The 16,909-nt window shown below is 60.8% G+C and carries 14 protein-coding genes and 1 pseudogene; 11 read left to right on the top strand and 4 right to left on the bottom strand.

Features of this window, described 5'->3' with window-relative positions; translation table 11 throughout:
• Window positions 1-277: 277 nt before the first annotated feature.
• Window positions 278-841, bottom strand: a complete 564-nt coding sequence (locus tag AC5J09_RS01920) for a DUF308 domain-containing protein (RefSeq protein WP_324765344.1) — start codon at window positions 839-841, stop codon at window positions 278-280.
• 114 nt (window positions 842-955) lie between these two features.
• On the opposite strand from AC5J09_RS01920, the gene AC5J09_RS01915 reads away from it, so the two are divergent.
• Window positions 956-1,528, top strand: a complete 573-nt coding sequence (locus AC5J09_RS01915; RefSeq protein ID WP_411921457.1) for a TetR/AcrR family transcriptional regulator — start codon at window positions 956-958, stop codon at window positions 1,526-1,528.
• 328 nt (window positions 1,529-1,856) lie between these two features.
• Here AC5J09_RS01915 and chrA read toward each other — a convergent pair whose 3' ends face one another.
• The 3 genes from chrA to AC5J09_RS01900 form a co-directional block, all read right to left on the bottom strand.
• Window positions 1,857-3,065, bottom strand: coding sequence for a chromate efflux transporter (gene chrA / locus AC5J09_RS01910; protein WP_494296722.1), 1,209 nt, complete (start codon window positions 3,063-3,065; stop codon window positions 1,857-1,859).
• A 269-nt stretch (window positions 3,066-3,334) separates the two neighbouring features.
• A complete protein-coding gene (locus AC5J09_RS01905; RefSeq protein ID WP_494296721.1) occupies window positions 3,335-5,245 on the bottom strand; it encodes a PhoX family protein in 1,911 nt (636 codons plus the stop codon).
• A 193-nt stretch (window positions 5,246-5,438) separates the two neighbouring features.
• The gene (locus AC5J09_RS01900) at window positions 5,439-5,771 is read right to left on the bottom strand and encodes a hypothetical protein (protein WP_494296720.1); all 333 of its coding nucleotides are present in this window, start codon (window positions 5,769-5,771) and stop codon (window positions 5,439-5,441) included.
• A gap of 309 nt (window positions 5,772-6,080) precedes the next feature.
• Between AC5J09_RS01900 and AC5J09_RS01895 the strand changes: the two genes are divergently transcribed.
• The 10 genes and pseudogenes from AC5J09_RS01895 to AC5J09_RS01850 all read left to right on the top strand — a co-directional run.
• Window positions 6,081-6,932: a substrate-binding domain-containing protein gene (locus AC5J09_RS01895; RefSeq protein WP_494297047.1), complete on the top strand. Its 852-nt coding sequence runs from the start codon at window positions 6,081-6,083 to the stop codon at window positions 6,930-6,932.
• Window positions 6,929-8,392 carry a sensor histidine kinase gene (locus AC5J09_RS01890; protein ID WP_494296719.1) on the top strand — a complete coding sequence of 488 codons (1,464 nt, stop codon included), beginning with the start codon at window positions 6,929-6,931 and terminating at the stop codon, window positions 8,390-8,392. The genes AC5J09_RS01895 and AC5J09_RS01890 overlap by 4 nt, the downstream gene beginning before the upstream one ends.
• Entirely contained in the window at window positions 8,382-9,713 is a 1,332-nt protein-coding gene (gene aioR, locus AC5J09_RS01885; RefSeq protein ID WP_494296718.1) for an arsenic response regulator transcription factor AioR, read from the top strand. Before AC5J09_RS01890 ends, aioR begins: the two co-directional genes overlap by 11 nt.
• 155 nt (window positions 9,714-9,868) lie before the next feature.
• The gene (locus AC5J09_RS01880; RefSeq protein WP_494296717.1) at window positions 9,869-10,396 is read left to right on the top strand and encodes an arsenate reductase (azurin) small subunit; all 528 of its coding nucleotides are present in this window, start codon (window positions 9,869-9,871) and stop codon (window positions 10,394-10,396) included.
• Window positions 10,397-10,407: 11 nt separating this feature from the next.
• A complete protein-coding gene (locus AC5J09_RS01875) occupies window positions 10,408-13,032 on the top strand; it encodes an arsenate reductase (azurin) large subunit (protein ID WP_494296716.1) in 2,625 nt (874 codons plus the stop codon).
• A 57-nt stretch (window positions 13,033-13,089) separates the two neighbouring features.
• A complete protein-coding gene (locus AC5J09_RS01870; protein WP_494296715.1) occupies window positions 13,090-13,473 on the top strand; it encodes a c-type cytochrome in 384 nt (127 codons plus the stop codon).
• Between the two features lie 64 nt (window positions 13,474-13,537).
• Window positions 13,538-14,809, top strand: coding sequence for a molybdopterin molybdotransferase MoeA (locus AC5J09_RS01865; RefSeq protein WP_494296714.1), 1,272 nt, complete (start codon window positions 13,538-13,540; stop codon window positions 14,807-14,809).
• Window positions 14,810-14,909: 100 nt separating this feature from the next.
• Window positions 14,910-15,230: an ArsR/SmtB family transcription factor gene (locus tag AC5J09_RS01860; protein ID WP_494296713.1), complete on the top strand. Its 321-nt coding sequence runs from the start codon at window positions 14,910-14,912 to the stop codon at window positions 15,228-15,230.
• On the top strand, window positions 15,214-16,689 hold the full coding sequence (locus AC5J09_RS01855) for an FAD-dependent oxidoreductase (RefSeq protein ID WP_494296712.1): 1,476 nt from the start codon (window positions 15,214-15,216) through the stop codon (window positions 16,687-16,689). Before AC5J09_RS01860 ends, AC5J09_RS01855 begins: the two co-directional genes overlap by 17 nt.
• Window positions 16,686-16,909 (top strand): annotated as a pseudogene (locus AC5J09_RS01850) (arsenite efflux MFS transporter ArsK); the annotation flags it as partial. The gene AC5J09_RS01855 and the pseudogene AC5J09_RS01850, both read left to right, overlap by 4 nt.

Raw genomic sequence — 16,909 nt, 5'->3', positions numbered from 1 at the left:
TCCCGCACCGCCACTAAGCTTCTTTCGCTTGAAGAATTGAAGGCGGCCGGGATCCGTGCCCGCGTCGATTTCACCGGAGATTTCCGCCCCGAGATCGGTCGGCTCAATGTCCCACCGGCCCCGACGGCCTCATCGCATGCATCGACGCTGATCCCGAGTAATCGGTGGATCCTCAAGACACGGGAACAACATTACGACGAAACTGATGATCTATGCGCCGCCGACTACATGGGCGAGGCGGGGAGGGACGCCGTTCCTCCGCAGCCTCATCACCTTCTCAGGCTGGGTTCCTCCGCCCACGATAGGCCGCAACAGTCAGCGCTATTGCCGAGACCAGGAAGTAGAAGGCGCCGAAAGCGGCATAAGGAGCGACGTCAAGAATGGTCGGCGGCATGGAACCGAGCGACTGCTTGATCATGAAGCCGCCTGCCAGCATTGACTGCGCGCCGCTCAGGATCATCGCCCACTGCGCTCCAACTGACCGCCAGCGCCGGATGCCGGTGTAGAGCTGAAGAAGTCCGGACAGGATCGCCCAGATGCCGAAGGCTGCCAGAACAGCGTACGTGTCTTTCATCACGGCAAAGAGAACGATGATCGCCATGACTGAACTGGCAAAGACGTTGAGCATCTGTGACCTGTTGGCGGCGAGGCCGCCGTGGGCTCTGGCGTCGACGAGGTTCGCGAGCGCATCCCATGCGGGGTAGATGACGAGAAGCAAGGAGGCGACAGGGGACAAGCTTGCTGCCGAAGTGGCCGCGATCACCCAGAAGATCGAGAAGCCAGCACGGGCATAGTAGTAGGAGCGCAGCCACGTCGACTGCGGTTTAGTTTGGTGATGCATTGGATGCTCCTTGAGATCGAACGATCTACCTACTACTTGGTAGGCCCGTGCACGGTCAATTCACGAAGTCGCGATGTAATTGACGATCATCCTACCAGAAGGTAGATACCGAACATGGAGCTCAGTACCTCGGAAAAAATCCTCGATGTCGCGCAGTCTCTTGTCGTCGTCGGGGGATACAACGGATTCAGCTATGCGGACATTTCCGACGCGATCGGGATTCGGAAGGCCAGCATCCACCACCATTTCCCAACCAAGGCGGCGCTCGTCGCCGTCCTAGTCGAACGCTATGTAGGTCGTGCCAAAGACGGGCTGAACTCGCTTCGAAACAATGTCGCGGACCCCGCCAACCAACTCGAAGCCTATCTCGATTACTGGCAGAAGTGCGTCCTCGACGCCTCGCAGCCCTTCTGTGTCTGCGCAATGTTGGCGAGCGAGATGCAGATGCTCCCGGACGAGGTTGCCGGGCTGGTTCGGCGTCACTTTCAGAACCTGATGGAGTGGCTGGCATCGGTTCTAAGGGATGGGGAAAAGCAAGGCTCGTTTCGACTAGACGCTTCGCCGGAGCAGGAGGCCCAAATCATGATGGCCATTGTGCATGGAGCCCTGCTATCGGCCCGCGCCGCCGGGCAGCCTCGAATTTTCTCGTCAATCGTGGGTCCTCATGTGGCTCGCCTCCGCAGCTAGTCGTTCATGGCGAAGGGCGGTGTGCAGGATCGCGTTGTGATACCTGCTCGAGTCTTGGTAGAGCCGGCGCGGCGCGGCCTGTCAGTGGCCCTTATCGAAAGAGGATATGTCGGTTGCGAACAGTCCAGCCGGAACTGGGGCTGGTGCCGTCGGCAGAACCGCGAGGCAAGCCATTGTTTTCATCGCTTGAAAATAGAACATACAACTACAAATTGTAAAATCAGATAACGCATATTATGGAACTTAAGTGCAGCCACAGGGGTAACGGCCTATGCGCGGGCGAAAAAGCCAGCTGCGGCAGGAATCCAGCATGCCGGATCATCACCAGTTAGGCGAGCCCGATGAGCACACCGCCCATCGCGGAAACAAGAACGACGATCCACGGCGGGCATTTCCAGACTATGAGGAGAACGAAGCAGGTCAGCGCCAGCGCAAATTCGTACGGGCCGACGATCGCGCTCGTCCAGACCGGCTGGTAAAGAGCGGCACCAAGGATCCCAACGACGGCTGCATTTGCGCCGCGCATCAGCGCCTGCGCGGTCGGCCGCGCGCGAAACGCGTCCCAAAACGGAAGGACGCCGATCAGCAACAGAAAGCCTGGCAGAAAGACGGCGATCAGGGCAATGGTTGCGCCGAAAAGCCCATTGGGTTCGGGGGCAAGCACTGCGCCGAGATAGGCTGCGAAGGTGAAGAGTGGGCCGGGCACGGCCTGCGCAGCGCCGTAACCCGCCAAGAACTGATCGGCGGTCACCCAACCGGGCTGGATGACCTCGGCTTCCAGCAGTGGCAGCACAACGTGGCCGCCGCCGAAGACGAGCGATCCGGCGCGGAAGAAGGAAGCGAAAACCGCCAAGCCCTGCAACGAAGTTGCTGCCACGATGATGGGCAGACCCAAAAGCAGAACAAAGAATAGCGTGAGGGCGATTGCACCCCCAGCACGTGACACGGGAAAGCTGACATGACCCGTGATTGCATCGCTCTTGGACCGGCAAAGCCACAATCCGGCAAGCCCCCCAAAGACGATAGCTGCGACCTGACCGATCGAGCCGGAAGCGAGGATCACAATCAGAACCGCTGCGAGCGCAATACTGGCGCGTTCCTTATCAGGGCAGAGGTTTTTGGCCATACCCAAGACGGCCTGCGCGACGATGGCGACGGCGACCACCTTCAGCCCATGGATGATGCCGGAGCCGATCGGCCCGCCGAAGGCGGCCGCCCCCAGCGCAAACAGTACCAGCAAGAGCGCCGAAGGAAGCGTGAATGCGGTCCATGCGGCCGCGGCCCCTAGCGGGCCACCACGGAGCAGCCCAAGGGCAAAGCCGACCTGGCTCGACGCCGGGCCGGGGAGGAACTGACACAGTGCTACGAGGTCTGCATAGCCTTTATCATCGAGCCAGCGCCGGCTCACGACCAGCTCATCGCGAAAATAGCCGAGATGCGCGATCGGACCACCAAATGAGGTTAGCCCGAGTTTCAGAAAGGCCGCAAAGACTTCACCCGCATTTCCCAGTCCCGAGAGCAGATCGCGGTGTTCCATCGCTTTTTGCCTGTCGAAAACGAAAGCCGATAATGAACTTCGATATCGGCTATAGCGGCAGCTTCCAATAGGAGTATGACGGCGCAGGCGTTGGCCCCCGTCTTCTGCTTTCACAATCATGTGGTCGAACGTAGCGTCCCCCGCCCCTCCACGCGTCGCAAACGCCGCGCACTCTGGTTCTTCTGCTCATAATGGTCGAATGCTATGGCATCCGCGTTCATCAAGAGGCGCCGAACCCGGCGCCTCAACCGATTAGTCGTCTCATCCGGTTAGCCGATAACCGCGTTGCCTTCGCGCTTGATGGCAACGACGGTCGAGCGTGGGAGCTTGCCTGCTCCGTCCGGGAAGGGAGCGTCTGGATGTTGGATGCCGACGAACATGGTGCGTTTGTCGGCTGACCAGGTCAGCCCGGTGACTTCCGCGCCCTTCGGGCCAGTGAGAAAACGTTCAATGCGGCCGGTTGCCGGATCACCGGCCAGCATCTGGTTGTTGCCCTGGCCCGCGAAATCACCTTCGTTGGTGTCCTCACCGTCGGTCTGGATGCAGAGAAGCCCCGTTGAGTCGAAGATCATGCCGTCGGGAGAATTGAACATGTTGCCGGAGTTGATGTTGGATGAGCCGGCGTAGGTATCCTTATGCACGTCGGGGTTGCCGGCCATGCAGAAGAGGTCCCATTTGAACTTGCCGTTTGCGTGATCCTCGTTTTCGGGATACCAGCGAACGATCTGGCCGTACTCGTTCTTCTCGCGTGGGTTGGTGGCGTTCACGCTCATCTCGTCGCCACCGGCATTGGTCTGCAGCTTGCCGTCCTTCACTTCCCCACGGCGGCTGTTATTCGTCAGCGCGCAATAGGCTTCGATAGCGACCGGATTGATGGCAACCCATTCTGGGCGGTCCATGGTGGTCGCGCCAACCTTGGAGGCGGCCTTGCGGGTGAAGACGCAAATCTCGTCTATCTTCATACCGGTCGTTTCCGGCGTCAGCGCCAGCCACTCGCCAGTACCGTCGTCGGAGAACTTAGCGACGTGGAGTGTGCCTTCATCGAGCAGCCTGGAGGTGTCGCCGCCCGGAACATAGATGCCGTTCGAGACATACTTGTAAAGGAATTCGCCGCGCTCGTCGTCTCCCATGTAGACCACGACGCGACCGTCGCGGGCGACAACCACAGCGGCGTTCTCGTGCTTTATGCGGCCCAGCGCGGTGCGCTTGATCGGAGTGGAGTTGGGGTCGGAAGGATCGATTTCGACGACATATCCGGCGCGGCGCGGCTCGTTGGGGTTCTTCGCCACGTCGAAGCGCTCGTCGAATTTCTCATAGGCATAGCGCGTCTCGGCCGCGATCCCATAGCGCTTGTAATCGTCCGGGAGCGTGAAATTCGTGTCCGCCGTACCGAAATAGCCGTTAAAGTTCTCTTCGCAGGTGAGATACGTGCCCCAAGGCGTCCTGCCGGCGCCGCAATTGTTAAAGGTCCCGAGACAGTCGACACCGTTCGGATCGGCGGCGGTCTTGACGAGGTCGGAACCGGCGGCCGGGCCGGAGAGCTTCATCGGTGAATTGTGATGGATTCGGCGGTTTAGCGGGCTATCGAGTACGACTTCCCAGCCCGTATCGCTTTCCGCCACTTCCATGACGGTGACGCCCTGCATGTTCTGCAGGATTTTCACGTCGTCGGCGCTCTTTGGCATACCCTTTTCGTTGTTCGGCAGGTTGATCTCTGTGTTCACGTATTCGTGATTGACGACAATGACCTGACGGCCGCCGACGACGAAGAGTTCCATCCCGTCTGTATTCTCACCGAAGACCTTGTCGGAATGCGCAATGCTGACGCCGTTGACCGCATCAACATCCGGCACGTTCGAGAAGAGCGGTTGGCCCCATTTGACGAGCGGCTTCCATGAATAGCCTTCCGGTACGTGAACCGTGCCGTCCGTCGCGATCGGGACCGGCTTGAAGGGGAAGCGGGACGCGGCTTCCTGCGCTTGCGCCGAGGTAGAGCTCATCAGGTTGCCGAGCGTGCCCATCGCAGCGGCGGCAGAGCCGAACGCCAGTACGCCGCCGATGAACCCGCGGCGTGAAATGGCCGAATCGACAACTCGATCGAAATCGGTCTCGGCCGGTGGCGGATTGTGAAGTTCGTCCCATTCGTCCCAGGACAGCTTCGTCTTGTCGATATCGCTCATGGCGCCTCTCCATCAAATTTGGACACTTCGAGAGGGCCATGTAGCGTCACCGAATTACATTCAGATGACACATAAGAGCGTCAATGATTCCAATTAAGTCTTCCCCGACGCGCGGCGGCAGAAGCTCCGTACCATGAGGTAAGAGCTGCAGGCCGCCGAGAGCATTGCTGTCGAGCGATGTCGCCACACGATCCTATTCCCATCCCCCGGCAGCGAGCCACAACACTCCGCAGGCTGCGACCGTCGCCGGTGCAAGCTTGATGCAGGTGTGGATGGAGGGCAGCAGCCGCACATCCTTGGCGCCAGGAGGGTTGGCAGCGTACAGTGCGAATGCGGACCACGCCGTCAGGAACACCACCGCGCCCGCCTGCGCACCCACGTCGAGATCGTCAACGGCCCAGATACCCAGAGTAACCGCTGCCATAAGAGCGATCAGACCAGCCGCGCCGACGATCACGCCTCCCTCTTCACCTCGCCTCGGGCCGAGATCCCTCCTCCGACGCATTCCTTTCGGAAGCCAGTTCATCTGTTCCTCCTTCGGACCAGATCGCGTGCTCGCGCAGTTTTCTCACCGCAGGATGGTCGTACCCCTTTAACTCGGTCCGGCATGGCGTTTTCTTGTTCCATATGTCGAGAATACTGGAAATGTAGACAGCGGCAAGTCCCGGTGCTAACTATTTGTGAACTGCGACGAAGGAGGTAGCCTCGTCGGCGGATGACTTCCGTTGGAGGCGGAAGGGTACTGTGCGTCGACACCGGAGGAGGAAGGATGGCCGAAGGCAGCAACAAGCCCCCTCGCAAGTCCGGTAGGTGCGCTTGGCCTTTGACCAGGCGTATGCTTCTCGGCGGCGCGCTATCATTGACGGCAACGCATGTGCTTGGCGAATCAGCGGAAGGTGGACGCGGAACCGATGTTCTGCGGTTCGGCCTGACGCCGGTGTTTCTGTCGAACGACCTGGATGTGCTGGACGAGCTTCAGACGTTTTTGTCACGAAAGACCGGCCGCGACGTGCAACTCGTGACCCAGCGGACGTACCAGGAGGTGACTGCGCTCCTGGTGGCGGGAAGCTTGGAGGCCGCTTGGATCTGCGGTTATCCCTTCCGTAAATTCCGCGACGAACTGACCCTTGTGGCGACGCCGCTCTGGCGGGGCCGGCCGCTCTACCAGTCCTATCTGATCGTCGGTGAAGAGCGCGGAGCTACGTCGCTCGAGGATTGCAGGGGCGACATCCATGCCTTCTCGGATCCCGACTCGAACTCCGGATATTTGGTTACGAAGGCTTATCTCGCCGAGCGGCATCTGAACGAGTCGTCCTTCTTCCGCCGAACATTCTTCACCTACGGCCATCGCAACGTAATCAGGGCGGTTGCTTCCGGGCTGGCGAACTCCGGAAGCGTCGACGGCTATGTCTGGGAGGTGATGCGGAACATAGAGCCGGAACTGGTCGCGCGAACGAAGGTCCTCGTCAAGTCTTCCTGGCACGGCTTCCCTCCTATCGCAGCGCCGGCGAAGCTCAAGGGAACGGCAGTCCTGGAAAGCCTGCGGTCTGCCTTTCTCGACATCGCGTCGGATCCGGTCGGCCGCTCGGTGCTGCAACGGCTGCAACTAGATGGCTTCGTGGATGCGCCCCCTTCTACCTTCGACAGCATAGCCGCCAACATCGATCTCGTTCGGAGGCTAGGATGAGACTTCTCCGGCAGTTGCAGCGAATTCCCCTGATCTTCCGGGTTCCGGCGCTGGTCGCAACCCTCATGGTCGTCATCAGCATCATAATTTCGGAACGCGTGCTGAGCAGGCTTCACGAAACCCAGGAGCAGCACCTGTCGGGGGTGGTGGGCACCTATCTGGATGGGCTTTCGACCGCACTCATTCCCCCGGTTCTCCGGGACGACGTCTGGGAAACCTACGACATCCTCGACAGGACGCGCTCCGTCTACCGCGCCCTTTCGCCGCTGGAGACGATCGTGACGGGGCGCGACGGAAGGGTGCTTGCCTCAAGCAATCCTAGATCGGTCGCTCCCTTGGCCGAGCTGCCCGAGCAATACGCGGATCGTCCCCCGTCGAGCAATGGCGTGCAGATCGACTGGGGCAAGCACACCGGTTTCGGTAAACGAGCGCTTGTCTATCAGGGCAAGACAGTCGGAGCGGTCCATGCATCCTTCGACATCTCCCACCTGGTAGCCGAACGCCGCCAGGTGTTGAACACGTTGCTGGCCACGAACGCAGCGCTTGCTATCGTGTTCGCAAGTGTCGGATACGCACTCACCAGGCGCATGGTGCAGCCCGTGAAGACTTTGGCCGACCACATGCGGTCCGGTGCCAACGCTGCTCCGCGTCCCATCGCGTTGGAAGAGTTCCCGAGGCGAGAGGGTGAATTCGCCGACCTGTTTCACGGGTTCAACGCGCTCGTAGAAGCCGAGGCGGAACGGAGGACGCTCACCATTAAGCTTGCGGAGGAGGAGAAGCTCGCGAGTCTCGGTAGGCTTGCCTCCAGCATGGCTCATGAGATCAATAACCCACTAGGTGGACTCTTCAACTGCATCGACACGCTGAAGAGCCATGGGACGGACGGAAGCGTCAGGGAAAGCAGCCTAGCCCTGCTCGAGCGCGGCCTCGTAGGAATCCGGGATGTTGTGCGCGCCGCCTTGGCTACGTACAGAGCCGACCGCACGGGCCGGCCGCTGACCTTGGACGACCTCAATGACGTGCGTCTGCTGGTGGGTCCCGAAATTGCTCGGCGGCGGCAGACGCTCGTCTGGGGCCGATGTCCCGAGTTGGCCTCGCTGGCCGCACTTTCCGGCGTCGCGGTCAGGCAGGCACTTCTCAATCTCGTTCTGAATGCTAGCGCCGCTTCCGGCGACGGGGGAAACGTCACCGTGCAGACGCGGATCGACCACGAGGCGAACGTACTTGTGCTCACTGTCGGAGACTCCGGACCTGGATTGCAGAAACCCGCCCTCGACGTGCTCACGTCGGCTGATCCCGGTCCGGCGAACCGCACGGGCGGTCTCGGATTGTGGATGGTCAGGAAGATGGTGGACGAGGCTAGAGGACTGATCAGGATAGGTCAAAACGGCGGTACCGGAGCGTTGATCGAGCTGCAATTGCCGCTGGATAGTATGTTGGAGGTTGGCCATGCAGCGTGACACGGGACGGATTGGGCTGCTCGAGGACGATCCCATTATGGGCGAGTCACTCGTGCAGCGCCTCTCGCTCGAAGGGTACAAGGTACAGTGGTGGACGCGAGGAGAGCAGGCTTTGCGCGAACTCTCCAGTCGGGCGGGTGAATTCGATCTGGTGGTCTGCGATATCCGCTTGCCAGATATGAGTGGCGAAGACGTCTTCCGTCAGAGCTCCCGCGAAGCCTCGACACCGTTCCTCTTCATGTCGGGCTTTGGTGACATCGATCAGGCGGTCCGCCTCATGCGAAGCGGTGCCGTAGACTTCATCACCAAGCCCTTCGACATGGCCGGTTTGCTTGACCGCATCGCTACGAGCCTGAGATTCGCCCCCGGTGCTCCCGTCGACGCGGAACTGGGCATCTCTCCTTTCATGCGGAACGTGGAGATGGTGCTCGGACGGTATGCGGCGCACACGCTGCCCGTCCTCATCCAGGGCGAAACTGGAACGGGTAAGGAGATCTGTGCACGGTATCTCCACCAGATTTCTCCGCGGGCGGCGTCGCCGTTCATGGCCGTGAACTGCGCTGCGATCCCGTCGGAACTGCTGGAGAGCGAACTGTTCGGTCATGAGAAGGGGTCATTTACCGGGGCGCATCAGCTTCATCGTGGCTATGCAGAGCGGGCTGGCGACGGAGTCCTCTTTCTGGACGAGATCGGCGACATGCCCCTCCCCCTGCAGGCAAAGCTGCTGCGGCTGATCGAAGACGGCCACTTGCACCGTCTCGGAAGTGAGAAGCCAATCCCCTTCAAGGCGCGCATAGTTTGCGCCACCCACCAAGAGGTCGAGGGCGAGCGCGGCACTGGTTTTCGCCAAGACCTTTACTTCCGGCTCTCCGCCCTGCCGCTCACGCTAATGCCGCTGCGTGACCGGCCCGAGGACATCCTCTGGCTGGCCGGGCGTTTCTTGGACGAGATTACCGAGTCGCGCGAGACGCCCGTGCGCGGCATCAGCGCGCTGGCAGAGGATGCCATGCTGGAACACGCATGGCCGGGCAACGCCCGTGAGCTCCGAAATCGTCTCGAGAGGGCGGCCGCGCTTTCCGAAAACACGCTGCTGATGCCGGTCGACCTCTTCCCGGAAAGGCGGTCCAGCCTAGCCGCCTCCCCCGTTGAAACGCTCTCTGCGGCGCGCGACGCCGCGGAGCGCAGGCAGATCCTGAAGGCGCTGAGCATGACGAACGGCCAGATATTACAGGCGGCGCGGCAGCTTGGCGTCTCCAGGACGACGCTCTGGGAAAAGATGACGCGCTTCGGAATCGAAGGCGGCGCCCGTTCGGAAAACTGAACCTCGGCGCACCGATATGTCCGGATTTCCGGACGACACACGGCTGCTGACCCAGCAAAGGGCGGCGGGGACCGCGAGATTTTGGGCCTTTCGCCGGATGGCACGTCACTTGCAATCGAATTCATGACGTGAACATCCGAAAAAGGGAGGCTTGAATGTCACGCTGTCGAAACATGGTCGATATTGGCCGGAGGCAGTTCCTGCGGGGTAGCGCGCTTGCCGCCGCAAGCGCGACGGTTGCCGCCGCCGGAGCAGGAGTGCCGCAGGCGCAGGCGGCCGTGCCGTCCGCCAGAGTGGATTATCCGTCGAACCGCTTGGCCAACGTCTCGGAACTCGCGCTGAACGAGCCGCTCGATGTCACCTATCCAGACGAAAACGCGGCAGGCGTCCTGCTGAAGCTCGGTACACGGGTGGAAGGCGGCGTCGGACCTGACGGCGATATCGTCGGTTTCTCGACCATCTGTCCGCACAAGGGCTTTCCTCTGAGCTATTCCGCGGACCAGAGGACCTTCAACTGCCCCGGACACTATTCAGTGTTCGATCCCGAAAAAGGCGGACAGCAGGTCTGGGGACAATCGACCCAGAACCTACCGCAGTACGTCCTGCGTGTCGCCGACAACGGCGACATCTTTGCCGAGGGGGTAGATGAACTGCTCTACGGCCGCCTGTCCAACGTGCTCTGAGGGAGATGGCAATGGCCTACAAACGTAACATCGACCGTCTGCCGATCATTCCCGCAGATGCAAAGCATCACAACGTCACCTGTCACTTCTGCATCGTTGGCTGCGGCTATCACGCCTATACATGGCCCGCGAACAAGCAGGGCGGAACCGAACCCGACCGCAACGCCTTCGCCGTCGACCTCTCGAAGCAGCAAGAGGCGGAGACCGACGCCTGGTACTCGCCATCGATGTACAACATCGTCAAGCAAGATGGGCAGGACGTTCATATCGTCATCAAGCCGGACCACGAATGCGTGGTCAATTCGGGCCTTGGCTCCGTCCGCGGCGCGCGTATGGCCGAGATGAGCTACTCCGAGGCCCGCAATACACAGCAGCAGCGCCTGACCGATCCCCTCGTATGGAGATACGGACAGATGCAGCCGACGAGTTGGGACGACGCATTGGATCTAGTGGCACGCGTAACGGCGACAATAGTCAAGGAAAAGGGCGAGGATGCCCTCTACGTCTCGGCCTACGACCATGGCGGCGCGGGCGGTGGCTACGAGAACACCTGGGGTACGGGCAAGCTCTATTTCGAGGCGATGAAAGTCAAGAATATCCGTATCCACAACCGCCCTGCCTACAACTCCGAAGTCCACGCCACCCGGGACATGGGCGTCGGCGAACTTAACAACTGTTACGAGGATGCCGAACTGGCGGACACGATCTTCTGCGTCGGTGCTAATCCCCTTGAGACACAGACGAACTACTTCCTCAACCACTGGGTCCCAAACCTGCGGGGATCGACTGCGGACAAGAAGAACGAGCAGCTTCCAGGTGAGGAGCATCCGCCAGCACGCATCGTGTTCGTCGATCCACGACGCACCGTGACCATCAACGCAGCCGAAGCCGAGGCGGGCCCGGAAAACGTCCTGCATCTCGCGATCAACTCTGGCACTGACCTTGCTCTGTTCAACGCGATCTTCACGCACATCGTCGAGAAGGGCTGGATCGACAAGGCGTTCATCGACGCCAGCACAAGCGGATTCGACGCGGCCGTCAAAGCGAACAAGATGACGTTGCAGCAGGCCTCCGAGATCTGCGGCGTCTCAGTAGCGGACATCGAAAAGGCGGCACAGTGGATCGCCGAGCCGAAGGCCGACGGCAAGCGCCGCCGCACGATGCTCCCTTACGAGAAGGGCCTGATCTGGGGCAACGACAATTACCGCACGAACGCGGCTCTGGTGAACATCGCGCTCGCAACCGGGAACATCGGCCGTCCAGGTGGGGGATGCGTCCGCCTCGGCGGCCATCAGGAAGGCTACTCCCGTCCTTCTGACGCGCACGTCGGCAAGCCTGCGGCCTATGTGGATCAGCTTCTGATCTCCGGCCAGGGCGGTGTGCATCACATCTGGGGATGCGATCACTACAAAACGACCCTGAACGCTCACGAGTTCAAGAGGGTGTACAAGAAGCGCACCGACATAGTGAAGGATGCGATGAGTGCCGCCCCCTATGGAGACCGCGAGGCAATGGTCCGGGCGATCGTCGATGGGATCAACCAAGGCGGCCTGTTCGCCGTGAACGTAGACATTATTCCCACCAAAATCGGCCAGGCATGCCACGTGATCCTGCCCGCGGCCACTTCGGGCGAGATGAACCTTACGTCGATGAACGGCGAGCGCCGCATGCGCCTGACCGAGCGGTACATGGACCCGCCCGGCCAAGCCATGCCCGATTGCATCATCGCCGCGCGGATTGCCAACAACATGGAGCGCGTGCTCCGCGAGATGGGCGACGCGGCCGCTGCCGACAAGTTCAAAGGCTTCGACTGGAAGACCGAAGAAGACGCCTTCATGGACGGGTACCATCAACACGAAAAAGGCGGCGAGTACGTGACATATGCCCGTCTCCGCGCGATGGGCAACAACGGGTTCCAGGAGCCGGCGGTTGGTGTAGGGGATGAACCCGTGGCCGCGGGCAGCTCGCAGGGCGGAACTACCACTGGCGCGCAGCCAGGGATGGTCGTCGGCGGCCCGGCCATCGAAGGTGCCCGGGGCAAGGAGCCGGTCCAGCAGACGGATGCGAACGCAGCGGCCGCTCCCGTTGCCGCCGGAGGCGCGGAGCGCATCATCGGCACCAAACGCCTTTACGCCGACGGCAAGTTCAACACCGAAGACGGCAAGGCGATCTTCAAGGACGCCGTCTGGCGGGGTCTGCAGGCGCCAGGCAAGCAGGCGCAGAAGGACAAGCACAAGTACCTCATCAACAACGGACGCGCCAACACGGTCTGGCAGTCGGCCTATCTCGACCAGCAGAACGAGTTCGTCATGGACCGGTGGCCCTATCCATTCATCGAGATGAACCCGGAAGACATGGCGGAGGAAGGCATCAAGCAGGGGGATCTGGTCGAAGTCTACAATGACGCGGGCGCGACCCAGGCCATGGCCTATCCAACCCCGAGCGCACGGCGTGGCGAGACGTTCATGCTTTTTGGATACCCGACAGGCGTTCAGGGCAACGTCGTGAATGCCGGGACCAACGAGCTGATAATTCCCAACTACAAGCAGACATGGGGTGACATCCGCAAGATCTCGGACGCGCCGAAGAACGTCGCCCACCTGTCCTTCAAGCCGAAGGAATACCGCTCGGCCTGATCTTCGCTGGAGGGCGGCCGGACCGCCCTCCCCCTCCTGAGCAATACGGAAACCGAAATGCAGAAATCTCTCGCAATCGCATCACTCTGTCTTCTCCTTGCATCCCCTGCGCTCGCCGACGGCGACGCCGAAGCGGGTGCCGCCGTTTTCAAGAAGTGCGCCGCCTGCCATGCTGTCGGGCCTGGAGCAAAAAACAAGGTAGGTCCTGAACTGAACGGCATCATTGGCCGGAAGGTCGGAGCCGTCGACGGGTTCAACTACTCCTCCGCCTTCAAGGCCAAGGCGGAGGAAGGCTGGAACTGGGACGACGCCCATCTATCCGAGTATCTCGCCAACCCGAAGGCTTATATCAAGGGCACGAAGATGGCGTTCCCCGGCCTGAAGAAGCCCGATGAGATCGCCAACGTCATCGCTTACCTGAAGACGTTCTCGTCCCAATGACGAAACATACATTGGGTGGACGACCCCGTTGCCCATGAACGCCCGGGAGTAACCAGGACGCAACATGAACATCGACCTGCAAAGGTGGGGCTCGCCTGCGGCGGACTGCGGCGCGACGGCAAAACACCAAATGTCAGTCGAAGAGGCCGTGCGTACCGCAGTCGGCTCGGCCATTCCTGTGACCGAGAGCGAAAGCGTGGATCTCCTTTCCGCCTCGGGTCGAATTCTCGCCCGACCAGTGTTCGCGGGATACGACCTTCCGAGGTTCGACCACTCGGCGATGGATGGCTATGCGGTGCGGAGCGCCGATTTCACCGGCGCTGGGCCGTGGACGCTTTCTGTCGTGCGCAGTCTCGTTGCCGGAGACAACACAATGGGCGTGGCGGCAAAACCCGGCACTGCTATGGCGATCTACACCGGGGCGTCTGTTCCTTCTGGTTATGATGCGGTTGTCATTGCCGAACGGTGCCTGCGCTCGGGCAATTCGGTGGTAACAACCTACCGCCCGCGAGCCGGCGAAAACATCCGGGTGGCGGGCGAGGATCTGGCGGCTGGATCAAGAGCCGTGGATTGTGGCGCTATGATAAGCACTCATGTGGCCGCCATGCTGGCTGCACTTGGAATGGCCAGAGTCGATGTTCTGCGACGAATCCGGGTGGCGCTCGTAACCAACGGAACCGAGCTCAGGCAGCTGGGAGAACCCCTCGATAACGGTCAGATCTACGACTCCAATAGATATCTGGCTCGATCGATGATGAGCCTGCCGTGGATCGAGGTCAGTGACGCCGGAACGGTCAGGGACCGCCTTGACGAACTCAGCGCGGCTCTGTTCGAACTCTCGCTGACTCATGATGTCGTGATCTCTACAGGAGGCATGTCCCATGGTGGCGCGGACTTTGTGCGGGCGACGCTTGTTGCCTGCGGCGCTTCCCTGTGTGTGCTCAAGGTCGCGATGCGGCCAGGAAAACCTGTCACTATCGGCCGTCTAGGCGCGGCGATGTTCATCGGTCTGCCGGGAAATCCGATGGCGGCGGCCATCGCCCTGAGGCAGATTGCCATGCCCGCGATCCGGGCGACTGCAGGCTTGGATTGGTTCGAACCTCTGTGGTTCCCCGCCACCTCGGGGTTCGCCTATTGCAAGCGGCAGGGCCGCACGGAGTTCGTTCCCGTCTCAGTAGTGGGTCGCGATGACCATGACATACCTGTTCTAAACATTCTTGGAAGGGGGTCGTCCGGAAGCCTGTCCTCGCTGGCACGCGCCGATGGAATCGCCGTTCTTCCATCTGAAGTCAGCGAAGTACGCGAAGGTATGCGGTTGCGATACGAACCATTTTAGACGGAATGAGTGGTCTCCCACTAACCGCTGATACGCATACTTCCAAAATCATCGAAATACTCATTGACATCCGTGGATTCGCTTAGCTATTAATGTTTCCATGAACGTGGAAATAGCAGCATCACAACTCGAATCTCTTGGCAATCCGACGCGTTTGCGCATTTATCGGGCGCTGGTGCGTGCAGGCGTTGATGGCCTCCCCGTCGGTGGACTGCAGCAGAAGCTGGACATTCCCGCGAGCACGCTTTCGCACCATTGCCGCAAGCTGATCGACGCCGAGCTGGTGACCCAGGAACGAAACGGGACGACGCTCATCTGTCGAGCCAACTACAAGACGATGAATTCGCTGATCGGCTACCTCGCTGACGAATGCTGTGCCGACGGAGCGTGCCGGGAACACAGGGATGTTGCGGAGGCCTGATCCCTTTTTTTACGCCGTAATTTCGAAAAAACTAGAAATATGGAAGGATGCGCTTATGTACCACTATTCTGAACTTCCAGTCGTAGTGATCGGCGCGGGGCCCGTCGGACTCGCTGCAGCCGCCCATCTTCTCGAACGTGGGTTGCAGCCGGTCGTATTTGAGCGCGGAAAGGGGCCTGGCTCCTCGCTTGTCGCGTGGGGCCATGTTCGCGTGTTTTCGCCATGGCGATACGTCCTCGACAAAGCTGCTTTGCACCTGCTCGAAGAAAGCGGCTGGATCCAGCCCGACCCCGATACCCTTCCGACCGGATCGGAAATCGTCCAGCAATATCTGATCCCGCTAGCGCGCCTGGTGGCGCGGCACATAAAGTACGGAACGACGGTGCATTCCATCACCCGCCTCGGCCTCGACAAGGTGGCCAACGACGGTCGCGAACGGGCACCTTTCATCATCCGCTACCGTGATGAAACGGGCACGGAAAGGCGTCTTACGGCGCGAGCGGTACTAGACGCTTCCGGAACTTGGCTCCGGCCGAATCCTATAGGCGTGGACGGGTTGCCCGTCCTAGGCGAATCCCTGGCGGGCGATCGGATCTGCTACGGCATCCCGGACGTGTTGGGGCGGGAACGCAGGCTGTATGCTGACAGCAACGTATTGGTGGTCGGAAGCGGGCACTCCGCAATAAATGCGGTTTTGTCGCTGCTTGAGCTTCAGAAGGAACACCCGAAGACCTCCGTCCTGTGGGCGCTAAGGCGCAACAAGATCGACAAACTGCTCGGAGGCGGCCTAAACGACCAACTGCCGGGCCGCGGGGCGCTCGGACTGGCGGCCAAGGACGCGATCGAAAGCGGTCGCCTGAAGCTGTTGGCACCCTTTTCCGTCGAATCCATCGGGTCGAGAGGTGAAAGCCTCGACGTCGAGGCATTGGTGAGCGGCCAACCCGAAACCCTGAGTGTGAACCGCATCATCGTTGCAACAGGCTTTCGTCCGGACCTCAGTATGTTGAACGAACTGCGCATCGACGTCGATGTGGTCGTGGAGTCACCGCGCCGACTTGCGCCGATGATCGATCCTAACCTCCACTCCTGCGGCACTGTGCCCCCTCATGGAGTCGAGGAGCTTGCCCATCCCGAACGCGACTTCTTTATCGTCGGTTCGAAGTCGTATGGTCGCGCACCGACGTTCCTCATGGCCACGGGCTACGAGCAGGTACGCTCTGTCGTCGCGGAACTTGCGGGCGATCACGTGGCTGCGCGGCAGGTCCAACTCGTGCTACCCGAAACCGGGGTGTGCACTGTCACCCTCCCCGGCAGCAAAGAGAAGACGGCTTGCTGCGGAGGCCCTGCTTCCGCAGAGATTGACGCCTGCTGCGTGCTGGATGCGAGCGTGAAGTCGGAAGGCAAAGCCGGGTGCGGCTGCGGGACGGGGATGACACGCGAGATGGAACCGGCCAAATAAGCGAAAAACGTGCGCCTGCGAGTGTGATCTGGGCGCCTCGCCCTGACTCAAATCATCGGCTACGGCACGCTCTACTATTCGTTCAGCATTCTCGCGCCAGCAATGGCGCGGGACTTTTCCATCCCACGGGACGCTATTCGGTCTGCTGTCGCTGCTATTCGGGGGCCTGGTCGCTCCGAAGGCAGGGAGTTGGGCCGATCGCTTCGGCGCGGGCGGGGTC

This window comes from Sinorhizobium sp. (assembly GCF_059070375.1).
The sequence above is the reverse complement of the archived record's forward strand: the minus strand, read 5'-3'. Positions and strand labels throughout refer to the sequence as shown.